Origin of the sequence: Streptomyces sp. NBC_00080, from assembly GCF_045041255.1 — a bacterium.
In the GTDB taxonomy this organism is placed as follows: domain Bacteria; phylum Actinomycetota; class Actinomycetes; order Streptomycetales; family Streptomycetaceae; genus Streptomyces; species Streptomyces coriariae.
Map to the genome: position 1 here is coordinate 159,596 of NZ_CP108235.1, position 22,591 is coordinate 182,186.

22 protein-coding genes and 3 pseudogenes are annotated in these 22,591 nt (G+C 70.6%); 12 read left to right on the forward strand and 13 right to left on the reverse strand.

What is annotated here, in order from left to right; genetic code table 11:
* Positions 1–15 precede the first annotated feature (15 nt).
* Positions 16–366, reverse strand: a complete 351-nt coding sequence (locus tag OHU34_RS00730; protein WP_405764066.1) for an ANTAR domain-containing protein — start codon at positions 364–366, stop codon at positions 16–18.
* 726 nt (positions 367–1,092) lie between these two features.
* On the opposite strand from OHU34_RS00730, the gene OHU34_RS00735 reads away from it, so the two are divergent.
* From OHU34_RS00735 to OHU34_RS00755, 5 genes and pseudogenes are all read left to right on the forward strand, one after another.
* A complete protein-coding gene (locus OHU34_RS00735; RefSeq protein ID WP_405764067.1) occupies positions 1,093–1,221 on the forward strand; it encodes a hypothetical protein in 129 nt (42 codons plus the stop codon).
* Positions 1,222–1,653: 432 nt separating this feature from the next.
* The gene (locus OHU34_RS00740; protein ID WP_405764069.1) at positions 1,654–2,523 is read left to right on the forward strand and encodes an endonuclease/exonuclease/phosphatase family protein; all 870 of its coding nucleotides are present in this window, start codon (positions 1,654–1,656) and stop codon (positions 2,521–2,523) included.
* Between the two features lie 66 nt (positions 2,524–2,589).
* Positions 2,590–2,670: pseudogene (locus OHU34_RS00745) on the forward strand (AAA family ATPase); the annotation flags it as partial.
* Between the two features lie 69 nt (positions 2,671–2,739).
* On the forward strand, positions 2,740–2,973 hold the full coding sequence (locus tag OHU34_RS00750) for a hypothetical protein (RefSeq protein ID WP_230195897.1): 234 nt from the start codon (positions 2,740–2,742) through the stop codon (positions 2,971–2,973).
* 907 nt (positions 2,974–3,880) lie between these two features.
* Entirely contained in the window at positions 3,881–4,090 is a 210-nt protein-coding gene (locus OHU34_RS00755) for a hypothetical protein (protein WP_142270768.1), read from the forward strand.
* A 392-nt stretch (positions 4,091–4,482) separates the two neighbouring features.
* On the opposite strand, the gene OHU34_RS00760 is transcribed toward OHU34_RS00755, so the two are convergent.
* Entirely contained in the window at positions 4,483–5,811 is a 1,329-nt protein-coding gene (locus OHU34_RS00760) for a phosphoribosyltransferase family protein (RefSeq protein WP_405764072.1), read from the reverse strand.
* A gap of 143 nt (positions 5,812–5,954) precedes the next feature.
* On the opposite strand from OHU34_RS00760, the gene OHU34_RS00765 reads away from it, so the two are divergent.
* Positions 5,955–6,116: a CBS domain-containing protein gene (locus OHU34_RS00765; protein ID WP_327488718.1), complete on the forward strand. Its 162-nt coding sequence runs from the start codon at positions 5,955–5,957 to the stop codon at positions 6,114–6,116.
* 271 nt (positions 6,117–6,387) lie between these two features.
* On the opposite strand, the gene OHU34_RS00770 is transcribed toward OHU34_RS00765, so the two are convergent.
* From OHU34_RS00770 to OHU34_RS00805, 8 genes and pseudogenes are all read right to left on the reverse strand, one after another.
* Positions 6,388–7,290, reverse strand: coding sequence for a universal stress protein (locus OHU34_RS00770; RefSeq protein WP_405764073.1), 903 nt, complete (start codon positions 7,288–7,290; stop codon positions 6,388–6,390).
* Positions 7,291–7,608: 318 nt separating this feature from the next.
* Positions 7,609–8,430 carry a universal stress protein gene (locus OHU34_RS00775; RefSeq protein ID WP_160160093.1) on the reverse strand — a complete coding sequence of 274 codons (822 nt, stop codon included), beginning with the start codon at positions 8,428–8,430 and terminating at the stop codon, positions 7,609–7,611.
* Between the two features lie 536 nt (positions 8,431–8,966).
* Positions 8,967–9,128 (reverse strand): hypothetical protein, encoded by a 162-nt coding sequence (locus OHU34_RS00780; RefSeq protein ID WP_160160094.1) that lies wholly within the window; start codon positions 9,126–9,128, stop codon positions 8,967–8,969.
* 285 nt (positions 9,129–9,413) lie between these two features.
* Positions 9,414–10,298, reverse strand: coding sequence for a universal stress protein (locus OHU34_RS00785; RefSeq protein WP_405764074.1), 885 nt, complete (start codon positions 10,296–10,298; stop codon positions 9,414–9,416).
* Between the two features lie 65 nt (positions 10,299–10,363).
* Positions 10,364–10,924 (reverse strand): hypothetical protein, encoded by a 561-nt coding sequence (locus OHU34_RS00790; protein WP_405764075.1) that lies wholly within the window; start codon positions 10,922–10,924, stop codon positions 10,364–10,366.
* Between the two features lie 239 nt (positions 10,925–11,163).
* Positions 11,164–12,039, reverse strand: coding sequence for a CBS domain-containing protein (locus tag OHU34_RS00795; protein ID WP_405764077.1), 876 nt, complete (start codon positions 12,037–12,039; stop codon positions 11,164–11,166).
* A gap of 39 nt (positions 12,040–12,078) precedes the next feature.
* Positions 12,079–13,047, reverse strand: coding sequence for a hypothetical protein (locus OHU34_RS00800; protein WP_405772102.1), 969 nt, complete (start codon positions 13,045–13,047; stop codon positions 12,079–12,081).
* Positions 13,021–13,357 (reverse strand): annotated as a pseudogene (locus tag OHU34_RS00805) (AAA family ATPase); the annotation flags it as partial. The gene OHU34_RS00800 and the pseudogene OHU34_RS00805, both read right to left, overlap by 27 nt.
* A 477-nt stretch (positions 13,358–13,834) precedes the next feature.
* Here OHU34_RS00805 and OHU34_RS00810 point away from each other — a divergent pair.
* Entirely contained in the window at positions 13,835–15,595 is a 1,761-nt protein-coding gene (locus OHU34_RS00810; RefSeq protein ID WP_405764079.1) for a S8 family peptidase, read from the forward strand.
* A gap of 812 nt (positions 15,596–16,407) precedes the next feature.
* On the opposite strand, the gene OHU34_RS00815 is transcribed toward OHU34_RS00810, so the two are convergent.
* Positions 16,408–16,896 carry a hypothetical protein gene (locus OHU34_RS00815; RefSeq protein WP_405764080.1) on the reverse strand — a complete coding sequence of 163 codons (489 nt, stop codon included), beginning with the start codon at positions 16,894–16,896 and terminating at the stop codon, positions 16,408–16,410.
* Positions 16,897–17,256: 360 nt separating this feature from the next.
* Positions 17,257–17,889 (reverse strand): RNA polymerase sigma factor, encoded by a 633-nt coding sequence (locus OHU34_RS00820; RefSeq protein ID WP_372481756.1) that lies wholly within the window; start codon positions 17,887–17,889, stop codon positions 17,257–17,259.
* Between the two features lie 336 nt (positions 17,890–18,225).
* Here OHU34_RS00820 and OHU34_RS00825 point away from each other — a divergent pair, with 336 nt between their 5' ends.
* Positions 18,226–18,720: a DUF1877 family protein gene (locus OHU34_RS00825; RefSeq protein ID WP_142270778.1), complete on the forward strand. Its 495-nt coding sequence runs from the start codon at positions 18,226–18,228 to the stop codon at positions 18,718–18,720.
* Here the strand turns inward: OHU34_RS00825 and OHU34_RS00830 are convergent.
* Complete coding sequence (locus tag OHU34_RS00830) at positions 18,666–18,947, reverse strand: DUF6417 family protein (RefSeq protein WP_405764082.1); 282 nt, start codon at positions 18,945–18,947, stop codon at positions 18,666–18,668. The two genes, OHU34_RS00825 and OHU34_RS00830, sit on opposite strands and share 55 nt — an antisense overlap.
* A gap of 259 nt (positions 18,948–19,206) precedes the next feature.
* Between OHU34_RS00830 and OHU34_RS00835 the strand changes: the two are divergent.
* The 4 genes and pseudogenes from OHU34_RS00835 to OHU34_RS00850 form a co-directional block, all read left to right on the forward strand.
* Positions 19,207–19,455: pseudogene (locus OHU34_RS00835) on the forward strand (transposase family protein); the annotation flags it as partial.
* 108 nt (positions 19,456–19,563) lie between these two features.
* Complete coding sequence (locus tag OHU34_RS00840) at positions 19,564–20,385, forward strand: helix-turn-helix transcriptional regulator (protein WP_142270779.1); 822 nt, start codon at positions 19,564–19,566, stop codon at positions 20,383–20,385.
* A gap of 113 nt (positions 20,386–20,498) precedes the next feature.
* The gene (locus tag OHU34_RS00845) at positions 20,499–21,440 is read left to right on the forward strand and encodes an NADP-dependent oxidoreductase (RefSeq protein WP_405764083.1); all 942 of its coding nucleotides are present in this window, start codon (positions 20,499–20,501) and stop codon (positions 21,438–21,440) included.
* Positions 21,441–21,593: 153 nt separating this feature from the next.
* Entirely contained in the window at positions 21,594–22,544 is a 951-nt protein-coding gene (locus tag OHU34_RS00850; RefSeq protein ID WP_405764084.1) for an alpha/beta hydrolase, read from the forward strand.
* The last annotated feature ends 47 nt before the right edge of the window (positions 22,545–22,591 follow it).

Consider the following 22,591-nt stretch of genomic DNA (forward strand, 5'->3'; position numbering starts at 1 on the left):
TCGGTCCTCAAGCATTCAGCCCGAAGCATGACCGGCGGGACCCTGATCCGAGGTGCGCTGCACGGCCTGGCCCAGCTCCCGCTCCACCGTCCCCGACAGGGGCTGCCCCAGCGCCCAGTCGATCACCATCTCAGCGACTGTGTGCAGTTTGATGTTGGCGTGCTGAGAGACCTCCCGCAGCACCTCGAACCCGGCCCCCGGCGGGATCCGGTGAACCACGACGAGGACACCGATGGCCTGGTCGACCACCGCATGGGAATCGACCGCCTGCCGCAGCTGAGCATTCTCCTGTTGCAGGTGTTCCACTGTGGCCCCCCACGTGCCGTCGCCGTCGGGCAGGAACCGCTGGTCGCGGGAAGTCGTCATCGCTGGTCTCCATACAGGGGGGGTACCGAGTACGCCTGCCCCCGAGCACGCCCGTAAGACACCCGGAAGACGGTTTGAAGATCACACGAAAATCAAAGCGAACGCTGACACCGTCACGGGGAAGCGCACCGCGCAACCGCCGCTCACCCTGGGAATCCACGGCGGCACCCCGCCCAGCATGTTCGAGAGCTACCCCGTCAGGCCCCCGAGGAAGTCTGCGCCGTCGCCAGGAGGGGTCGGGGCGACAGCCGGGCACTGGCGGCGCCCGCCCACGTTGCTCAACCCGTCGACTGCGCAGCGCCCATAGGTCACTGCACAGGCAAGCCACGCGTCACCTCACCCACAAGCCGTTCCCCGGATCTGCTCTTGTTTCCCAGCAGAACCGACAGGATTCGCCGAGCTGTTGAAACGTGGCCGTGGGGCCGGCGAGACGCCTGATGCGGCCGGCTGCCGGTGCGCTGGACTCCACGCCGGACGCTGGCCGAAGAGCAGCACTGGCGCGCCGCACGCGGCACCGCCGCAGACGGCTGGACGCCTCCGCCGGAGGGGGAGGTGGTGCTGGAGCCGGCCGCGCTGGCGCCGGTGTACCGGCAGCTGGTTCCCTCGACGGCCGCAGCATCACGATGACGACCGACGCGCCCGATCCGATCAACCCCGACGGGCCCTACGGGGAGCGTCTGTCGACCGCGCGGTGCGAGAAGTCCCTGCGGGTCGTCATCAATTACGGTGATCTTCCGCTCCTCCAGCCAGGACTTGACCACCGTCGGCACCTACACCGAGATGGCCTCCCGCCTGGCGGAGCCGGTCCTGCTCGGCCTCGCCGTCCTTGCCATCCGCGGCCGGGTGAAACGGTAGACGCCCACCAGGGGTCGCAGCCGAGGTCCTGATCCACAACCAAGCGAGGAGAACGAGCAGGGGCGTCGATTTCAGGCAACGTCGACCCTCACCGCTCCATCGTCCTCGGCCTCGTCCCGCGCGGGAAACTCCACGGGTTCGAGGCAGCGGCCCCCAGGACGTCCCCAACCATCTGCTCCGCGTGCCCGGGCAAGGTGACGGCGCGGCGGGAACGATGCTGTCGAAACCGTTTCACCTGATGCTCCGTCTTGAACTGCAAGGTCGAACAGATGGGAAATCATGGCGGAGCGGGAAGCGGCAACGACCCGACGGACGGGGCGCCGATCCGGGCCGTGTGCCGCGCGCGCGAGTACGAAGCGGGGTCCACGATGCCGGCCGGACTGGAGACGGGAGCGGGTGCTCGCCGTGCTCGGGATACTGACAGCCGGGCTCATGACCTTCCACCGGGCGGTGCCCAACTCCGTGGGCCACCTGGGCAGTCTGGTGGAAGCGTTTCTTCCGTGGCTCGGCCTGGTGGTTGTGCTGCTGCTCGTCCTGGCCCTGGTTCGCCGTTCGGCAACCGCGCTGACCGCGCTGCTGCTGCCGGTGGCGGCCTGGACGCACCCCTTCGGCGGGCTGCTCCTGCCCGGGGCGGAGCCTGACCCGCACGATCTGGTCGTGGTGCAACACAACGTCAGCGACGAGAACACCGACCCGGCGGGCACGGTTCGCGCGCTTGCTGGGGCCGACCCCGATCTCATCGCGTTGGAGGAGCTGGTGCCCCCGACGCTGGGGGTGTACGCGCAGACTCTCGCCTCGGACTACCCGTACCACGCCGTCCGGGGCACCGTCGGACTCTGGTCGAAGCATCCACTGACCGGTGCCCGGCTGGTGGACATCAAACCCCAGGGGATCACAGAGCCATGGAGTCGCGGGCTGCGGACCGTGGTCCACACGCCGCACGGCAATATCGTGGCGTACGTCGCGCATCTACCCTCGGTCCGTGTCCGGGCGAGCGGCCTCGCGTCCTCCCAGCGGGACGAAAGCGCCGTCCTGCTCGGCGAGGCCATTGCCGCCGAGAAGCTCAAAACGGTCCTCCTGCTCGGCGATCTCAACGGCACCGTCGACGACCGTGGCCTGGCCCCGCTGACCTCACGGATGAACACAGCGGAGCGAGGGTTCGCCTTCAGCTTCCCCGCCGCCTTCCCCGTGGCCCGTATCGACCAGGTCATGGCCCGCTCAGCAACCGTCCGCCAGATCCGCACCCTGTCGCCCACCGCCAGCGACCACCTGCCGGTCTCCGCTCGGATCACACTGCGCTGAAGCCCGGGAAACATCGGTACGGCCGTTGACGCCAACAAGGATCATGGTCCGATCGGTGCAGTCGGCTTCGGCGGCGACATCATCGAAACCGGCACCGAATCCCACCGCCTCGCCACCACCCGCGCCCGCGCCGAACAGCAGGCCGCCGACCGATCTCGCTTCGGCGGGCACAGGGCCCCGATCCGTCTCCTCACAGGCGTGGGCCACGATGGCGCCATGGCACAGCAGATCTTGCCCCCGTCGGACTCCTGGCGCCGGATCGACGCCTGGCTGGCGACCCACGCGGCATCCGATTTCGCACTGCTCAATCCACCTGCGACACGGGACGAGATCCAGCAGGCAGAGCGGCTTCTCGGCACCCCGCTCCCTGGTGACCTGGCTGAGTCTCTGCAGTGCCACGACGGGGTGAGCGCCTGGGCGACCTTCCTGCGCCGCAGCAGGTCGGCGTAGCGCTCGGCCAATCTGACCGCACCGAGGTCGGGCGACACCACCACAGCCGTACCGGGTGTCTCCTCGGCAAGCGCGGCAGCGATGGCCGGCACCGCTGTCAGCATCTCCACCGGCATGCCGCATCAACACCCGCACTCATCACTGCCTCCTCGCCCCGCCAGAACCCGCCAGGATCGTGGGCATCACTGACCGCCTGCGGGTGGGACTTCTGGGTGCATCGCGCCTTGAGCAGCTCTGTGGCGAGAAAGACTCCACTGATCGCCGCCCCGGCCCAGTGTCACGTCACCACAGAGGAAGAGGGGGTGACCAGGCCCTCGCGCGCGGGCACCGGTCGATCGTTGTTTACTGGCTATGAACGATGGCCGGCAGGGCAACTCTGCCGGGACCGACCCGAGCGGTGGTGCTTTGCCTATGCTGATCAGGCTCCTTTCGGAACGTGGCGGTCTTCGCTGACCGCCACGATGTGGCGCGGGTTCCTCGTCTGCGTACCGTCGCGGCCGAGGACAGCGGAGCGGTGGTCCACCCCTCACAGGGCGGACGCGCCAGCGTGATGAGAGGCGGCCGCGGAGCCGAGGCGGCGAAGATGCTGGTCGCCGATCTCGATGCCATCGGGTTGCGGAAAGGCGCTGGTTTCTGGAGGCGGAACTCCCCTTCTACGGTCAGGTACTCGGCTTCCACCCGCAGCAAACCCGACACCTGCGCGAGCACGGGCACGCGCGACTGATCATCCGGATGGGCCCACCTGCGCCACACAGCAAGGAGAACGGCCGCGAACTTTCCCGCACGAGGAGGGTCCAGTTGAAGAACAAACGCACGGCCCACCTGGCATAGCGGCAGATGCACCACTGCCGGATCGCCCCTGTTGAGTGACGGCCCGGCCCGTCACCGCCTCGCAAGGGAGCACGACATGACGCAGAGCCAGTCCCCTCAACCCGATGCCGCGCCCGGGCCTGAAGCCCGGTTGAGCCAGTTGGAAGAACAGGTCTCGACTCTGGCCGAGGCCGTCCGGGCACTCGCCCATGGCCTGGAGAGCATCCCGTCGCAGGACAATCCGCCCGAGGAAGTGGCACGCGGCGCACGACTCGCCCACGAACTCCTGCTCTCGCAGGGCCTGTAGACACACCACAGCGTCGGAAGAGACGGAGTCGGGCACGGTGGCCGACACCAGCACCGGCCGGCACCGGGGACGCGTCGGCCCAAGGGCCAGGCCCCGCTCGATCCCCTCGGCCAGGCGTCCGTCGGGCCTGCGCAGCAGCGTCAGCCCAATCTCTTCGACGTCTTCGGCCGCGAGGTCGAGGGAGTGTCGGCGTCCTACCGCCGCCATGACGCGGATGGTTCGGTGACCCCTCGGCCGTTCCATTGGTTCGCGCGGTGGTGCGTGCTCACCGGGACCGGCATACGGATCCTGGCGCTGGACACCAAAGACCCTCCGGCACGAAGTACCGGGGAGGCACAGGACCGTGCCGCTCCACCTGAGCACCCGCCCGTGACCGGAGCACGGGTCCATCCTCAGGCCGCCGCATGAGGGACCGGGGCCATGTGGTCGGTGAACCAGTCACGGGCCAGATCGGTGACCTTCTCCAGGGCACCGGGTTCCTCGAAGAGGTGGGTCGCGCCGGGGACGACCGCGAGCCGGTTCTCGCAGCGCAGCCGGGCCTGTGCCTCGCGGTTGAGGTCGAGCACCAACTCGTCGTGGCCCCCGACGATCAGCAGCGTGGGCGCGTTCACAGCCGGCAGCCGTGGGCCCGCCAGGTCGGCCCTGCCGCCCCTGGAGACGACCGCGGCGATCCGCGCACCGGGTTCGGTGGCCGCCCACAACGCGGCAGCCGCGCCGGTGCTCGCACCGAAGTAGCCGACGGCCAGCCCCTGGATCTCCGGCCGACCGCGCAACCAGGCGGTGGCGTCCGCCAGCCGCCGGGCCAGCAGCCCGGTGTCGAACACGTTGGCCCTGTCCGCCTCTTCCTCCTCGGTGAGCAGGTCGAACAGGAGAGTGCCGAGCCCGGCCCGGTTCAGCCCGAGCGCGACGAACCGGTTGCGCGGGCTGTGCCGACTGCTTCCGCTGCCGTGCGCGAACAGCACCAACCCGGTCGCGCCCGCGGGCACCGTCAACTGCCCGCGCAGCACCGTCGCCCCGGCCTGCACCTCCACCTCCGGGTCCTGCGGCCCCGCGCGACGCGGCTCGGTCCGGGGGGTGCTCAGCCGACGGGCAACGGCTTCTTCCAGACAGGCAACGACCTCATCGTCCGCGGTCTGCGAGAAGTCGTCGTAGAACTGCCCGATCGCAGAGAAGTCCCACGGGGTGTGCGGGCACACCAGTTCGTCGGCGTCCTCGCCGAGCCGTGCGGTCCAGTCCTGCGGCGCGACGGGGACGGCGAGCACGATGCGTGCCGCTCCCCCGGCACGGGCGATCCGGCAGGCCGCCCGCGCCGTGGACCCCGTGGCCACCCCGTCGTCGACCACCACCACCGTGCGGCCCTGCGTGCCGACCGGTTCCCGCCCCGCTCGGTAGCGCCGGGCACGGCTCTCCAGCACTTCCCGCTCACGCGCCTCGACCCGGGCCAGCTCGTCGGGGGTGACGCGCGCGGTGCGCATCACGTCATCGTTGATCACACGCACGCCGCCCTCGCCGATCGCTCCCATCCCCAGCTCCGGCTGGACGGGCACGCCCAGTTTGCGCACCAGGCAGACATCGAGCGGCGCGGCGAGCGCCTCCGCGACCTCCGCGGCGACGGGCACCCCTCCACGGGGCAGGCCCAGCACCACCACCTCGGTCCCCTTCAGATGCCTCAGCCGGGCGGCCAACTGCCGGCCGGCATCACGACGATCCCTGAAGAACACGACCCGACCTCCTCGCCCCGAGGAACACGGCGGGCGGCACCCGCCCCATATCTCCATCCTCGCCCCCACAGGGAACAGATGCGCACGGCAGCGCGACGCGCACCGGCCTCGCCTCGGATGTGGGGTGGAACGACCGCGTGAGGATGGAGTGCGGCTCAGGGCGCGACACGGACATCAAACACGTCCTGGAGACGATGGAGGAGCACCAGATCCGCCGACTGCCCATCGTCGGCGAGGACAAGCAGTTGGTCCCCGACAAGGAGGTGGGCCGATTCGTCGAGGCCGTGGTGGCACGCAGCGTCTGACCGGCCACTGCCGGAGGACGTCCCGACGAAGGACAGACGGTCCGCGGCGCGTGCATCGATCGTACGGACGGCCCGCACGCGCTGCGGGGGTGGACATGCCCCCGGAGAAGTACCGACGAGGTGCCGCGTGACTGTGCGGTCGACGACGGCACCTGGCACGCCAGTCTCGCCGACGCCGGTGTTGGCGTCCTCTAGCCTCCGCGGGGGCCACCTCCTCTGTCCGGAGGGCTGCCGTGCGCTCGGCACCGATGGGTTCTACCGTCGCGGGTGGTCAGGCGTCCCCGTTCCTGGCAGGGTGCGGCACGATGACGACCGGGCAGGGTGCGTGGTGCATGAGGCCCTGGCTGACCGAGCCGAGCAGCAGTCCGGAGAATCCGCCCAGCCCGCGGCTGCCCGCCACCAGCAGCACCGCCCACTGGGCCGCGTCGCTGAGCACCCGTACCGGGTGGCCGCGGACCACCGCGTGGCGGATGTCGACCTGGGGGTACTTCTCCTGCCAGCCTGCCGTGGACTCCGCCAGTATCCGCCGCACCTCGTCCTCCGCGTCCTCCGCGTCCTCCAAAGCCAAGTCGCGGGGGTGGGGCGGCTGCCAGGCCGAGACCGCGATCACGCGGGCTTCGCGGAAGGCAGCCTCCTCGAAGGCGAACCGCACTGCCTCCATCGACACGGCCGAACCGTCCACCCCCACCACGACCTGGGGCGGAGCGTGCGACACGAGTTCCGGCTCGCGGACCACGACGACCGGGCACGGTGCGTGCGAGACCAGCGGCTCCCCCACCGACTCGCGGCTGAAGAGATCCCGCACGATGCCGCGGTGGCGCGAGCCGATCACCACCATGGCGCTGCCCGGTGCCCGGGCCCGCAGGACGTCCGCCGGAGAACCGTCGGCAAGCTCGGCGACCACGGTGAGCCCTGGATGCCGTCCCACGGCAAAGTCCCGCGCCTCCTCCAGCACCGTCGCGTAGACGGTACGGACCGCCGGGCCCCACGACGTCCACAACGACGTCAGCTCGGCAGAGCCTCCCTCCAGCCCTGGCACGTCAGCGGCGAGCACCACGTGCAGCGGCAGACGACGAAGCGCCGCCTCGTCCGCCGCCCAGGCCAGGGCCAGCCCGGCGCCCGGCGTGGCATCCACCCCGACGACAACCGCCCCCCGCGCACGCGACGTGCTCATGCTTCCGCTCCTTGTCTCAGCTCATGCACTGCCGTTCAGGGATCCGTCCACGTGGTCAGGCATCCTGAAGTTGCGACACCCGCAGCGGACGGCGCGCGTCCTGGACGGCGACCAGCCGCCCTGGAGCGTCCGGGTCCTGTCGGCTGGGAACACCTCTTGTCCGATCGGCGACGGGACGTCCTCGACGGACTGCTGCAGACCGGAGCGGGCACGCCGCCGCCCGGCAGTCCGGCGCCCGCAGCGGCCCGTAGGACGCCTTGGGCGGGGCTGTCGTTCAGCGCCACCGCCATGCCGCCTTGCGCGCCCGAGGCGGGCGGGTCACGACGGGGCCGGTTGCGTGCGCGGACGAATGACCGCCATGGGACACATGGAGTACTGCAGAAGGGCGTGGCTGACCGAGCCGAGGGCCAGCCCGCGGAAGCCGCCGCGACCTCGGGAGCCGACGACCAGAAGGTCGGACCGGTCGGAGGCACGGGCCAGGGCGAGAACCGGGGATTCGTGTGCCAACTCCTCCACGACCTCCACATCCGGATACTCCTGGCGCAGCGGAGCAAGCCACTCCTGCAGTGCACGCCGGTGTCCCGCGTCCGCCTCGTCCTGGGCAGGGCTGACCGGCGCGGGCCCTCCGGGGGGACTCCAGGCGTACAGTGCCTGAAGCTGTGCACCACGCAAGGATGCCTCCTTGAAGGCGTACTCCAGAGCGACCTGAGAGTGAGCCGAACCGTCGGCACCGACGGTGACGCGGCCCTGGCCGAGAGCAACGTGGTTGACGACGACCACCGGGCTCGCGGCATGTCCGACGACCTGCAGGGCGACCGAACCGAGCATCACGGTCCCGAAGCCTCCTCTGCCCTTGGCACCCAGAACCACGGTGTGCGCACGCTCGGACTCGGAGAGGAATGCGGCCGCCGGCGTGCCGTCGACCTCGGCAGGGATCACCTCCAGCTCGGGGTGGGCCTGCTTGGCAATTGCGGTGGCCTCACTCACGATCCGGGAATCCGGTACAGGACCGAGCTCGAGGGACAGCACGTGGACAATGCGCAGTGGGCAATGGTGCAGTGATGCCCCTTGCGCAGCCCACAACAGAGCCCGCAGGCTGCGCCCGGAGCCGTCGACCCCGACCACGATCGGATCAGTCATTGCCTCTCCCGGGGATACATGCCGAATTCTTTGGGCGCTGCCGGACCTGTCCAGTTGGCCGGGATCGCGGCGGATCCTGGTGATGCCCTCTTCCGGCTGCCGCGTGCGGCCCGCCGTGGAGCAGGCTCCCTTCCTCTCCCTTCCACCGTCCCGCATACGCACTGCGCGGGCATCCCGGGGCCGAGTGAAGCAATCCCGGACCGCATTGCCTTACACCTCTCGCTGCGCGGAGCCCCCTGATTTCCAGTAGGTCTGAAAGGGGTCCCGGGCGTGGGCAAGTCGATCGCCGAGAAGGTCATCGAGTACTTTCGCACCGGCCATGTCACGGTGATCGAGGAGAGACGGGCCCGGATCCCCGCAGGGGTACGGCAGCTCATCACCATCCCCGCCCCCGGCCTCAAGAAGGCGACGGTCCTCTGGGAGGGTCTGCACATCTCCTCGGGTGAGCGAGCTTGGCCGACGCCTTCAGGGCGGGGAAACTGCGCGACCTGGAGGGGGCGCCCGGTAAGACGACAGACGGGTACGAACAACTGCTCCTACGGCTTCTCACTCCACATTCTTGAATCGCCGCCACGCCACTCGACCAGATCCGGATCATCGATCCCCATGTGCGCTTCCGGCAGGCCAGAACGACGCAGAAACTCCACAACATCGAGCAGGTGATAGGCCGTACCCACGTGCTCGCCACGAATCGTCACCCGCCTCCCGGTATCCGACCCTGGCGGATGCACGACCACAGGTGCATGTCGAGTCACCATCCCAGCCTCACCCTGGCCGTGCCCTGCCGCAAATCCCCGTCCGCTGGGCGCCCATCCAAGTCACCCGTGGCACGTCATGGCGTTCCAGCAAGGTTCCAAGCACCGGTTCGTCGACCCGGTGCTCGCAATCTCGGCGCCCGGCAGAAGCGGTCAGACCCCGCGTCCTGATCCGGCTGCGGAACAACGGCAACCGGGCGGTTCCCGGTCGTCAGCGAGCAGCAGGAGTCATCCGCGTGGGACGACGGCGACCGGGCAGTGCGCGTGCTGCAGAACGGCGTGTGTGACCCGGCCCAGCGCACGGCCTAGGTGGTGGGCGGGCCTGCGTGCGCCCACGACGACGAGGTCCGCGTGCAGGGACGCCGCGACCAGTTCACCAGCTGGCGAGGGGACCCTCACCACCTCTTCGGTCACCTTGATGTCCGGGAACTCCTCCCGTACGGAGCCGAGCATGCGCGTACTCGCAGCGGCCTCCGCCTCCACGGCCACCCGCACCACGTCGGCCATCGGCGCCATACTCCCGACGTACTGGAGGTAGGTCCACGTACTCAACAGACGTAGCGACGCCTTACGCCGCCTGGCCGTCTCCCCGGCAAAGCGCACCGCCTCCAGGTCCTCTTCGTCCCGTACGCCCACGACGACCACCCCGCCCGGCGGCCGCTCCGTACCACGCACGACGACCACAGGGCACGTCGCCTGTCCGGCCACCGTCAGCCCGACCGAGCCCAGCAGCAGTGTGGAGAAACCACCCAGCCCCCGCGAACCTACGACGATCGTCACCGCGGGAGCCTCGACATCCTCGGCTTGCGGAGCCGTCGAGGCGGCCGCCCTCAACAGGCTGTCGGCCGCGGGCTCCCGGCCGACCTCCGTGGAGACCGCCAGGCCGGGCGCCCTGTCGGAGGCTGCTGCGGCGGCCTCGCCCAGCAAGGACCGGGCCGCCTCGCCAACCCGCCGCGCGGTGTCGGCGGACAGGCGTTCCGACAATTCGAGATCGACGGCGCACACGATGTGCAGGGGCTGGTGCCGGAGGGCGGCCTCCTGCGCCGCCCACAGCACCGCGTGTGCCGCTCCGGCCGAACCGTCCGTCCCTACCACCACCGGCCCCTCAGACATACCTCACCAGCTCCTCCCGGCGCCGAGCAGAACCCGCCATCCCAGCCCCGGCTGGGCCACGGGGATCACAACGGCACACCCGGGTCGGGGTACCGCAGCAGCACGCCCACCGCGTCCTCCAGAGGCAGTTCCTCCCGCGGTACGACCACCAGCTCGGCGCCGGTGCGGACCAGCGCGCGGATCAAGGCCGCGCCGGACGGTTCCTGGCAGCGGTTGCGGCCGCGTTGCAGCGCGTTCAGGCAGGCGCGCTGCTGCTCAACACGCCAGTCGACCTGACCATGAGGTTGTGGGCCGGCTCGGAGCCGACACAGATCGCCCTGTCGGCCGCAGACCCGGAGTCCTTCGGCGTCCTCGCCTTCCAGGAAGCCCACCTCCATCTCCTCCGGCGCGCCGGTCTCCGGGTGCGCGGCGCGGTGCACAGTGGCGGCGGTGTACGGGATGTCCGGCGCGCGCTGGACCGCGAGCGGCAGCACGTCGGGCAACGGGCTGAACCCGGTCGCGTCGTGCGCCGGCGGATCGGGCAGCTCCTCCACCAGGGCCAGACCACCGCGGCTCGCAAAGATCGCCTGCCCGTGCCGCCCGGAAACCTCCCGGTCCGTGCCCGCGATGTCGGCGACGACGGCCAACGGTGGCTTTGTCGGCGCCCTGCATGGCCAGGTCCTCACTCAGATGCCGGCGCCGTCGCAACCTGATCGCCGCCTCCGGGTCGTGGACGTCACGCGAGGTGTCCAGGTAGGGCATACGGTCCCGGTCGCGCGTACACGGGGTCGAGAAAAGTAGGCGCCACGGTCGCTCCTCATCACGGTGGCCCGTTGTCACCGTGGCCGGTTCGATCCATCCCGAACCTCTCCTCCCAGCCACCCGGTCACCGCTTGCCGGTGATGCCCCCACCCGCCTCCGCTCTTCCAGTAGACCTCCCGCCCACCGAGTTTGCGCGCAGGACAATGCCCCGCCGACTCGCGGGGGCGCAGGGCCCGGCAGACTTCGTCGCGGGATCCTGGCGGACCGGTGCTCGTCTGGTCGCGCACCCCGATGTCCGTTCCGGGCACAGCCGGGTCCGCACCGCGGGTCGGCACCGCGACAGAGCCAGGGCATCTCGGGTCGGCGCCCTCCTGGACGTGGCCGAGCAGCCCTTACGACGCCAACGCGCGCGACCGAAAAGCCGTTGACCGGGCGGCCCGCAATCAGCTTCATACCGCCTCGGGGCAGTGTTCATCAGCCAGGTCACCGTACGGCTGATGTCCGACAGTGACAGGATGCCGACGAGAGTGCCCTCGTCCATCACCAGGACGCGGTGCTCGGCGCCGGGCTCCATGCGGGGCAGCAGATCCGCCAGTGAGTCGTGCGGACCCGCGACGATGGTCCGCGACAGCGGCACCATCACCTCGTCCACCGTCACCGCCCCGCTCTTCTCAAGCGGCACCTGCCTTGCGCCGTCCAGGGTCACCAGCCCGACCGGGGAGCCGTCCCCACCGGTCACAGGGAACGCCGAGTGCCTGTACCGATACAGCGGGTCGGCCAGTAGGTCCGCAACCGCCAGGGTTGCGGGCACCGTGAGCGGATCGCTTGTCATGGCGTCACGTACGGGAACACCGGCAAGCACACCGCGCAGCTGCGCCTGCCGTCCCTCAGCGGTGGCGGCCGCGATGAGGAACCAGCCGATCAGGGCCAGCCAGAGCCCGCCGCCCCTCATGAACACCACAAGCCCCAGCCCGTGGGCCGCCCCCGGCTGCTGTTCCATGGCTGCCACTTTTCCTTGTTTGCGGGCGTCGCCGCGGCGTCACGGGGAGGGCGTCGGTTTCCCTGTCGCAGCGGGGTGGTGGCCGTCCTGACGCTGTTGCCGTTGGAGTACGTCGAGGACGACGGACCCGTCGATGGTCTCGCGGGCGGTGAGCGGGTCGGCCAGGGTGTCCAGCGCGGCCCGGTGGTCACTCAGCAGGTCCACCGCGCGGTTCTCGGCTTGCCGCACCAGGAGGCCTGCCTCCTCGTCGACGATGCGCTGGGTCTGGTCGGAGTAGGGCCGCCGCAGCGTGTCCTCAGTGCTCTCGCCGCCAAGGCGGTGGGGGGCGCCGGAGCCGTATCCGACAGGGCCGAGGGCCGAGGACAGGCCGAACTCGCGGACCATGCGGGCCGCGATCCGGGTGGCGCCGGCCAGATCGTCGGCCGCGCCGGTCGAGCCCTCGCCGAAGACGACCAACTCGGCTGCCCGGCCGGCGAGCCGGACAGTGAGCAGGTCGGTCAGGTAGCTCTCGCTGTACAAGTGCCGTTCGGCCTCAGGGAGTTGCTCGGTGGCACCCAGCGAAGGCCCGGCGGGCAGGATGGTGACCTTGACGACCGGGTCGGCGTGCTCGCACAGGGCCGCGATGAGCGCGTGTCCGGATTCGTGGGTGGCGACGGAGTGCCGTTCCGCCGGGAGCAGGGCGTCGGTTGACTCCCGCCGTCCGAGCAGGAGCCGGTCGCGGGCGCCGTCGAGGTCCTTGGCGTCGATGACGGCGCCGCCGCCGCGGACGGCGTTGATGGCCGCCTCGTTGACCAGGTTGGCCAGGTCGGCGCCGGAGAAGCCCGGCGTGGCCCGAGCGACGGCATCCCACTCGACGCCCGGTGCCAGGGTCTTGCCGAGTGCGTGGACGACCAGGATCGCCGCCCGCTCGGCCTGGTCGGGCAGCGGCACCGTCACGTGCCGGTCGAAGCGGCACGGGCGCAGCAGAGCCGGGTCGAGCGTCTCGGGCCGGTTGGTCGCGGCCGGCACCACGATGCCGCTGGGACTGGTCGAAACCGTCCGTCTCGGCAAGGAGCTGGTTGAGGGTCTGCTCGCGTTCGTCGTTCCCGCCCGTCCGGGCAGCCCCGCCGCGACGGCTGCCGACGGCGTCGATGAAGATGATCGAAGGGGCCCGGTTGCGTGCCTCCTCGAAGAGGTCGCGCACCCGTGAGGCACCGACGCCGACGAACATCTCCACGAACGCCGAGCCGGTCACCGACAGGAACGGCACCTTCGTCTCGCCCGCCACCGCGCGGGCGATGAGGGTCTTCCCGGTGCCCGGCGGCCCCACCGTGATCACTCCACGGGGCCCTTGGCCCCCGCGATCGCATAGTGCTCGGGACTGCGCAGGAAATCCACGGTCTCGCTGATCTCCTGCTTGCCGCCCTCATAGCCGGCGGGTGATGTGGATGCCGGCCGCAGGCCCTTCGTACAGAACGGCCTCGAGGCGGCGATGGCCGGGGAGCGCCTCGGGTCGGGTCCGGCTCTGGTGCAGGCGGCACGGCCGGCGCCAGGTCGGCGGCGTATGCCAGGGCGTGGTCGGCGTCGCCGAGCTCCCGAGGGGTCTCGACCCCTCGATGCCCGGGGTGCGTCTCTTTTCAGCCATGCCCCTATGACGTCCCTGCGCGGAAAAGTACTTCCGCATAGAGGCATGCACCTGACATCTTGCATCGACCATTCGTTTCGTACCGCCCCGCCCGGTGCCCTCAGCCCGGCCGGGCCGTCTCCGGAGGACGCATTGATACCCCCCATATCCGGCCGACCTAGACGCACGCTGGTGCTGGCGGCCACGCTCGGCGCCGTCCTCGCGTTCGGCGCCCCGGGCGCCCTCGCGGGCACGCTCCCCGTCGCCCCCTCCACCGCGACGGCCGCCAAGGCCCACGCTCCGGCCGCGGTGTCGGCTTCCCGGAGTGCGACCTGGGTGGCCGGCACGCGTGCCTACCTCGTGATCACCGCCCCCGGGGACAGCTCGGCGGTCCGTTCCGCGATCGCGGCCAACGGCGGCACCGTCTTCTCGACCTTCGACGCCATCGGCGTGATCGTGGCCCACTCGGCGGCCAGCGGGTTCGCCGCCACCATGCGCGGCGTCGCCGGCGTGCAGCAGGTCGGCGCCACGCGCACCTCGGACGTCCCGGCCGACGCCTACAACCCGGCGCTCCCGGCCGATCCGGCCCAGGCCTCGACCCCGGCCGGAGAACCGGTCCGGGCCGACATGAGCCAGATCAAGGCCGACCAGGCCTGGGCCGTGAACCCGGGCTCCGCCTCCGTCAAGGTCGGCATCCTGGACACCGGTGTGGACGACCGGCACCAGGACCTGGCGCCCAACTTCGACGCGGCCGACTCGGTCTCCTGCGCCTACGGCAAGCCCGACACCCGTGCCGGCGCCTGGCGGGACGTCGACACGCACGGCACCCACGTAGCGGGCACCATCGCCGCGGCCAAGAACGGCAAGGGCGTCGTCGGCGTGGCCCCCGGGGTGAGGATCTCCGCGGTCCGGGTCGCCGAGCCGGGCAACTCCTTCTTCTTCGCCGAGAACACCATCTGCGGCTTCGTCTGGGCCGGTGACCACGGCTTCAAGGTCACCAACAACAGCTACTACACGGACCCGTGGCAGTTCAACTGCCCGGACAACGTCGACCAGGCCGCCATCATCGAGGGCGTCAAGCGCGCCCAGGAGTACGCCGAGGGCAAGGGCTCCCTCCAGATCGCCGCGGCGGGCAACGAGAACTACGACCTCGCCCACAAGACGACCGACTCCGCGAGCCCGAACGACTCGACGCCGGTGACCCGCACCATCACCAACGCATGCCTCGACATCCCGACCGAGCTGCCGGGCGTGGTCACGGTCGCGGCCAACGGCACGGGCGTCACCAAGGCCTCGTTCTCCAACTACGGGCAGGGCGTCATCGACGTCGCGGCGCCGGGCAGCAACGTCTACTCCACCGTCCCCGGCGGCGGCTACGGCAGCAAGAGCGGCACCTCGATGGCCACTCCGCACGTGGTCGGCGTGGCGGCACTCATCGCCAGCGCCGACCCGGGCATCACCCCGGCGCAGATCCGCGTCAAGCTGGCCGCCCAGGCCAACGACATCGCCTGTCCCTCGGACAGCCGCTGCACGGGCACGACGGCCAGCAACTCGTTCTTCGGCGAAGGACAGGTCGACGCCCTCAAGGCCGTCGGGACCACCCCGCCGCCCGGCAAGTACTTCGAGAACCTCGCGGACTTCGCCGTCAACGACAACGCAACCGTGGAGAGCCCGATCGCCGTGACCGGCGTGACCGGCAACGCCCCGGCCACCCTCAAGGTGGGTGTGGACATCAAGCACACCTACATCGGCGACCTGAAGGTCGACCTGGTGGCGCCGGACGGCACCGTCTACACGCTGCACAACCACGCCGGCGGCAGCGCCGACAACATCGCCCAGACCTACACCGTGAACGCCTCCTCGGAGGTCGCGAACGGCACCTGGAAACTGCGCGTCAACGACAACGCCGCCTCCGACACCGGCAAGATCGACGCCTGGAACCTGACCTTCTGACGCAGGGCCCGGCAACGCCCACGTCGGCACGCTGTCAGCCGACGGCAGCTCCCTGTCCGCGGCCGCGGACGAGGCGGGCTGCGGTCGGCCAGGGCTGGAACCGCTGCGCGGCAGAGGGCACAGGCGCCTCGGCGGCGGTGAACGCCGCGGCCGGGGCCGCCATGCCGGAGGCGTCCGGGAAGGCCGCGAACGGCCTGTGGCCGGTGCCCGGCTCACCGTGCGCCTCCCGGAGGAGCCGCAGGGCCGGGTCCGCGCTGACCGTACGGTCAGCGCGGACCCGGCCGCGCGCGCCGCGGCACTGAGGGGTGGCGGCCGGTTCGAGACGGTCTCCTTGAGCTTGACCACGGACTCGCGCGCCCGGCGCTCCGCCGGGCGGGCGGTCCGCGGCGACATCCGCCGGGGCGCCGGTGCAGCCGCGGCTTCCGCCGAACGCCGACCCGCCGGTGCCGCCCCGGCCGGGCTCACGAAAGGCCGTCGGGGCGGGCGCGACCACTTCGACGACCGCGAGCCCACCTTCACCCCGGCACTGGCGCAGGCAGCCACTGATGTCCCACGCCGAAGTCCACATTCAGCGGGCGTTCATCACGCTCATGTCCCGCCGCCTGGCGCGACTCCACCACCTGACCGAGGCGTCGACGGCCACCCTCGCAGCCGGCTGAAAGACCAGCACGCCCCCGCTGCCGTTCGGAACAGCGACCATCGACGCCCAACCGAACGGCAAGCGGGATCACCATCATCCTTCACACCGCCGTGACCTGCGAAAAGAGGATGGGACACAGCTCCTCACGGGCACGGATCGGGCACGGCGGGGGCTACTTCCGCTTGCCGCCGCCCGGCGCGACGCTTGCCTGGCCGTTTCCGGCCGCGTTGCCCGTGCCGCCGACGTCGTTGCCGGAGTCGCCAGCGCTTCCCGCCTTGCCGTTGCCGGCGGGCCTGCTCGGTGCGGCGGTCGCCCGCGCCAACTGCTCGGAACAGTATGCGGCGACCTTGTCCGTCCCGCCGGCGGCCGTGACGAGGCGCTGCCAGGCCGTTCCCTCGAGCGCTTTGCCGCGATCCTTGACCTGCTCGTAGGCGCGGCAATGGGCTTCGGTGTCCTGGGCGGTGGCCGGGCCGTCCGTCGGTCCGGGAACGCCGGAGGACGCCGAAGGGGCCTCACCGGACGGCTCGTCCGGGGCGGCGGCCGACGGGTGCGCGGTCCCCCGCGCGGCGCCGTCACCGTCCATGGGCGAGCCGACGGAACCGATGGCCGCGACCGCGACTCCACCCAGCGTGAGGCTGGCGAACACCACGCCGAGCGTCATCTTCACAGGACGCCTGGCACGGCGCTCCGCCGGCAACCGCCAATCGTCCCTGCGCCGGGTACGCGCTTGGTGCGCGCCTTCCTCATGGGCAGCCCGGAAGGCGGTCAGGGCCCGCTGCTCGGCCTCGGGGTCGCTATGGCTTTCGCGTAGAACGGCGCCCAACTCCGTTTCCAGCCTGGCGGCGCCACCCACCTCCCACGGGTCGGACACGGCGCCGCCAGGGTGCGCACGTCGACGGCCCGGAACTCCGTCACCGCCCAGCCGTTCACCCATGTCCGCTTCCGTTCCTGTTCGACCGGTTCGATTCGTTCGGCGTTCCGGGTCTGATGCCTGTCCGTCGGTAACTGTTGCCGACGTCGTTCATTTCGACTCACCCAGCGTCGCGGAGGCCTCATTCGTCACACCCTGGTCCGCTTCAGCGTCGACGCCCAGGTGACGGGCGAGGCGTTTCAGGCCCCGGTGGGCGGCAGTTCGCACCGCTCCCGGACGCTTGCCGAGGACGCGTGCAGCGGCGGGACCGTCCAGGCCGACGACAACCCGCAGAAGTACGGCCTCGGCCTGGTCCCGCGGCAGTCGACGGACCAGTTCCAGCGCCCGCTCGGTGGACAAGGACTCCAGGGCTTGGTCGTGGGTGCTGTACTGGCTGGGCAGGTCCAGTACGTCCTGTTCGCTTCCTCCTGCCCGGGGCCGTACCCGCTGTCGGCGCAGATGGTCCAGCGCCCGGTGCCGGGCGATGGTCGAGGTCCAGCCGCGGAACCCGGAGCCGTCCCCCTTGAAACGGCCGAGGTCACGGGCGATCTCCAGCCAGGCGTCGGAGGCCACGTCCTCCGCGTCGTCGCCGACCAGGCCGCGCAGATAGCCGAGCAGGCCCGGCTGCACGATCCGGTACGCGACCGCGAAAGCGGCCTCGTCGCCGTCCTGGGCCCGCGCGACCGCCGCGCCCAATTCCCCATTGCATTCGTGTACACGCCGGGGTTGCCGTACCTGGCCCAAGACTGTCCTCGTTCGTACCGGGTTCATGGCGATTTCATGCCGTCCGCCGTGCTCCGGTCGCATCGACGGCCCCATGGTTACCAGCGTCCGTCCTTGCAGAAGTGTCACAACGCTCCGAGCACCCCCTCACGTCGTCGCCGGTGCTCGCCCCCAGCCGACGAGGACGCGCGGCCCCGCGTGAGTGGCACGGAGAGGGATCCAGTGGTCGCCGTCCGCCCTTCCCGACAAGCGGCGCGGTACCGCCCCACCCCGCGCGCACGACGGTCGAGGTGTCCTTCCTCGAACGGGGTCCGTCGGCCGCGTAATGCTTCGGCGCCCCCGCGCGCTCCCTCTGGCATGAGTACGTACCTCCGTCTGCGAGCGGTGCCGCCCCCCGCACTGCGCAACAGCACGACCTGGCTTGAACGACTCTTCGAGGACGACTCGGAGACCGTCCGGCAGCGGGTCGGCCAGCACCGTGAAGAGTCACTGGACAAGCGCTATCTGGACCAGCAACGCATCTACGCCGCCGCTCCCCCGCATCGTGTCGAGGACGGGCCCCAGGCCCAGGTGGTGCTCGGTGGTCGGCCGGTGTTCCGCGCCGACCGGCACAAGCCGCCGTTCCTGGTGCTGACGTCGGCTCAGGCCCGCCAGGTGGCCGGCTTTCTGGCGATGGCCGACTTCGACGTACTGTGGGATTTCGCCCGCGCCGAACTGCTGCCGCACTACGGCGGCGTGACCGCGGAGCCCGAGACGTGGCAGGCGTTCGCGGCGGCGCACCAGGAGCTGAGGGCGTTCTACGCGCAGACGGCCGAGTGCGGGGACGCGGTGGTGAAGTGGCTGCCGACCTGAGGCGCAGCGAAGGTTTCCGCGACAGGCGCCGTACGACCCCCGCCCGCACCGGCACCGGCACCGGCACGACGGCCTTCCCCGGCCCTCCCCCTACCCCGCTCTCCGGCAGCCCGGACCGTCCCAGACACCACAGTTGTCCTGGGGGTCAGCAGGCGCAGCCGCTCGGTGTCGTGCTCCACCGGCGCGAAGTCGATCTCGTCGAGGTCAAGGTGGTCGTAGCCGTCCATGACCAGGGCAACGTCAGCGGTCGGCGACAGGTCACGGGATAGGTGTGCGGCCCCGGGCCGGCGAGAATGCCGGCCCGGGGCCGCAGAGGAAGTGCGTGGTCGTGAAGGGCCCGGCGTTCCTGCACACCGTGCTGCTCCTGGGGCCGCTCCCCTCCCTGAACGCCCGGTTCGCGTGTGCCGTCTCGCCGTGCCGGCCGCGAGCGCGATGTCGCAGGCGCCGAGCACACCCAGCCCGCCCGCCCGCACATGTCCGGCGACCAAGCTGACCACCGCCGACAGGGTCTTGGCCACCGTGCTCTACCTGCGCAAACTCGGCACCCGCGATCTCCTCGCCCAACTCTTCGGAGTCAACACCAGCACCCTCACCAGGGCCGTTCACCAAGTCCAGCCCCTCCTGGCCGAGCACGGCTACACCATTCCACCCTCGACAACCAGGTTCCGGACACCTGCTGACGTCACCGAGTTCCTCGCCAACAGCAGCCCCACGAAGATCAAACCAACATGTTGATTCTCTGCGAGCCCTTAGCCAGGGACAACTTGTCCGGGGTTAGAACTGCCCTTCATCCGGTTCCGGGTTCGCGTCAAGATTGTCCTGTCGAACAGAGGAGGTCGGACGATGGACCGGGCGTTGCTGGCAGATTTTCTCCGAGCGCGTCGTGAGGCGTTGCAGCCGGAGGATGTCGGGCTTCCCCGCGGGCAGCGGCGCCGCACCGGCGGGCTGCGGCGCGAGGAGGTGGCGGTGCTGGCCGGGATGTCGGCCGACTACTACAGCCGGATCGAGCAGCAGCGGGGTCCGGCGCCGTCGGAGCGGATGCTCGTCGCGCTCGCCCGGGCGCTGCGTCTCAACCAGAGCGAGCAAGACCACCTCTTCATCCTGGGAGGGAACCCGGCGCCGCGGCGGATCCTGCGGGACGACTACATCGGTCCCACGATGACACGGATCGTCGCCGGCCTCTCGGACGTGCCCGCCATCGTGCTGTCACGGCTCGGCGAGGCGTTGCTGCAGACTCGCCCGGCGGTCGCACTGCTCGGTGACTACACCCAGTACTCAGGCATGTCCCGTTACCTGGTCTACCGCTGGTTCACCGGTGATCCGCGGGTCCGTGGCCTGTACCCGGTCGAGGATCATCCGATACGAGGCAGGGTCTTTGCCGCGGAGATCCGGGACGCGTACACGGCGGATCCCACCGGGAGGGCCGGCGAGATCGTAGCGGCGCTGCTGCAGGTCAGTTCCGAGTTCGCGAACATCTGGCGGTTGCACGAGGTGGGAGTGACCCATCATCACGACCTCAAGCGCTACCGGCACCCCGAGTTGGGGGAGCTGGAGCTGTACGCCGAGATGCTGTTGGACCCGGAGCAGTGTCAGACGCTGCTGGTGTTCACCGCCGTGCCCGGTTCCCCGAGCCACGGCAAGCTTCAGCTCCTGACCGCCCTCTAGCGGCTGTCGTCCCGCACACACCTGAAGGCACTGCCTCGAAGCCGAGGCGTGCCCCGGTCTCACAATGCTTCAGATTCGAAGCACCTTCACTGTCATGAAAGGTGGCATTTGTCATGAAAGCAGTACGTTTCCATGAGTACGGCACTCCGGACGTCTTGCGTTACGAGGACGTGGAACAGCCGGTCCCGGCGGCCGGGGAGGTCCGGATCCGGGTGGCCGCGACGTCGTTCAACCCGGTAGACGGCAACATCCGCGCGGGCTTCATGCAGGGACCCATCCCGGTGGCCCTGCCGCACACTCCCGGCACCGACGTCGCGGGCACGGTCGACGCGCTGGGTGATGGCGCGGACAGGGTCCGGGCGGGTGACCAGGTTGTCGGCTTCCTGCCGATGACCGGCGCCGGCGCGGCGGCGGAGTACGTACTCGCACCGGTCGGCCTGCTGACGGCGGCGCCCGCGAGCATCCCGCTGGCCGATGCGGGCGGGCTGCCGCTGGTCGGGCTCACCGCCTGGCAGGCCCTCTTCGACCACGCCAAGCTCACTGCCGGCCAGCGGGTGCTGATCAACGGTGCGGGCGGTGCGGTCGGCGGCTACGCCGTCCAGCTGGCCAAGCACGCCGGCGCACACGTGATCGCCACGGCCGGGCCGCGCAGCAGCGAACGCGTCAGGACGGCGGGTGCCGATGAGGTGTTCGGCCACGGGGTCCCCGAGCTGTCCGCCCTGGTCGACGTCGTGCTCAACCTCGCGCCGGTCGATCCGATGCAATTGGCCGCGCTGACCTCCGTGGTGCGCGACGGCGGCATCGTCGTGAACACGACGGTGTGGATGCCCGCGCCTTCCGACGAGGAACGGGGCGTACGCGGCGTCAACCTCTTCGTCAACAGCGACGCCGCGCAGCTGGCGAGGCTGGTGACGCTGGTCGACTCCGGAGCGCTGCACGTCGACATCGCCCGACGGGTGCCGCTGGCCGAGCTGCCGGCGCTGCATGCGGAGGCCGCAGAAGGCGCGCTCTCCGGCAAGGTCCTCGTCCTTCCCTCCGCCGCCTCTCTCACCTAGGCGACCTTCTCCGGCACGGCGATCGCGTCGCGTCTCCCTGCAAGCGGTCGAGCCCACGCCATTCATGCCGGCGACAGCCGAATCCTGCCGGGGCTCCACCGCTGCTACGCATCACACCCGCTCAGACCCACGAGCCAAAAAGACAGGACAGCCATGTCACTCGGTTTCGACCCCGAGTTCGCCCAGGTTTTCGCCCCCATGGCCGAGGCCATGGCGCACGCCACACCCCCGGCGGTCGGCAACGTGCCCGCACGCCGCGCCATATGGGAGCCGATCATCCGGGCCGCCTCGACGGCCCAGCCGATCCCGACCGACGTCACGACCGCCGAGCACCACGCAACCGCCGAAGACGGCACACAGATCACCATGCGCTGGTACGCCAAGACCGGCGCCGCAGCGGGGCCGGCGGTGCTGTTCTTCCACGGCGGCGGCTACATCTTCGGCCACATCGACCTGTTCGACGGACCGGTCTCGCGCTACGTCTCCGCCAGCGGGGTACCGATGCTGTCGGTCGAATACCGCCGGGCCCCCGAGCATCCGTTCCCGACGCCGCTGGAGGACGCCTACGCCGCCCTGTGCTGGCTGCACGAACACGCGGGCGAACTAGGCGTCGACCGGGCCCGGATCGCAGTGATGGGCGACAGCGCCGGGGGCGGACTGGCGGCGGCTCTGTCGATTCTCACCCGGGAGCGCGGCGGTCCGGCAATCGCCCGGCAGATCCTGCTCATGCCGATGCTCGACGACCGCACCACCACGTCCGACCCGCACATCGAGCCGTACCTGCTGTGGTCCTACGACGACAGCCGCACCGCGTGGCCGGCGCTGCTCGGCGATGCGGCGGGCGGGCCGGACGTGCCCGCCACGGCGGCTCCGGCCCGCCTCCAGGACGCGACCGGGCTGCCCCCGGCCTACATCGAGGTCGGCCAGCTCGACGCCTTCCGCGACGAGGACCTCGCCTACGCGACCAAGCTCAGCCGGGCCGGCGTCCCCGTGGAATTCCACCTGCACCCGGGCGTCCCGCACGAGTTCGACTCCATCGCCTTCACCACCGACGTCGCTCGCCGCGCCATCGCCGACCGCGTCCGCGTCCTCGCCTCCCTCTAGCCCCAATGGCGTCATGTTCATCGCCACCGGCTTCCAGGAGATGCCCC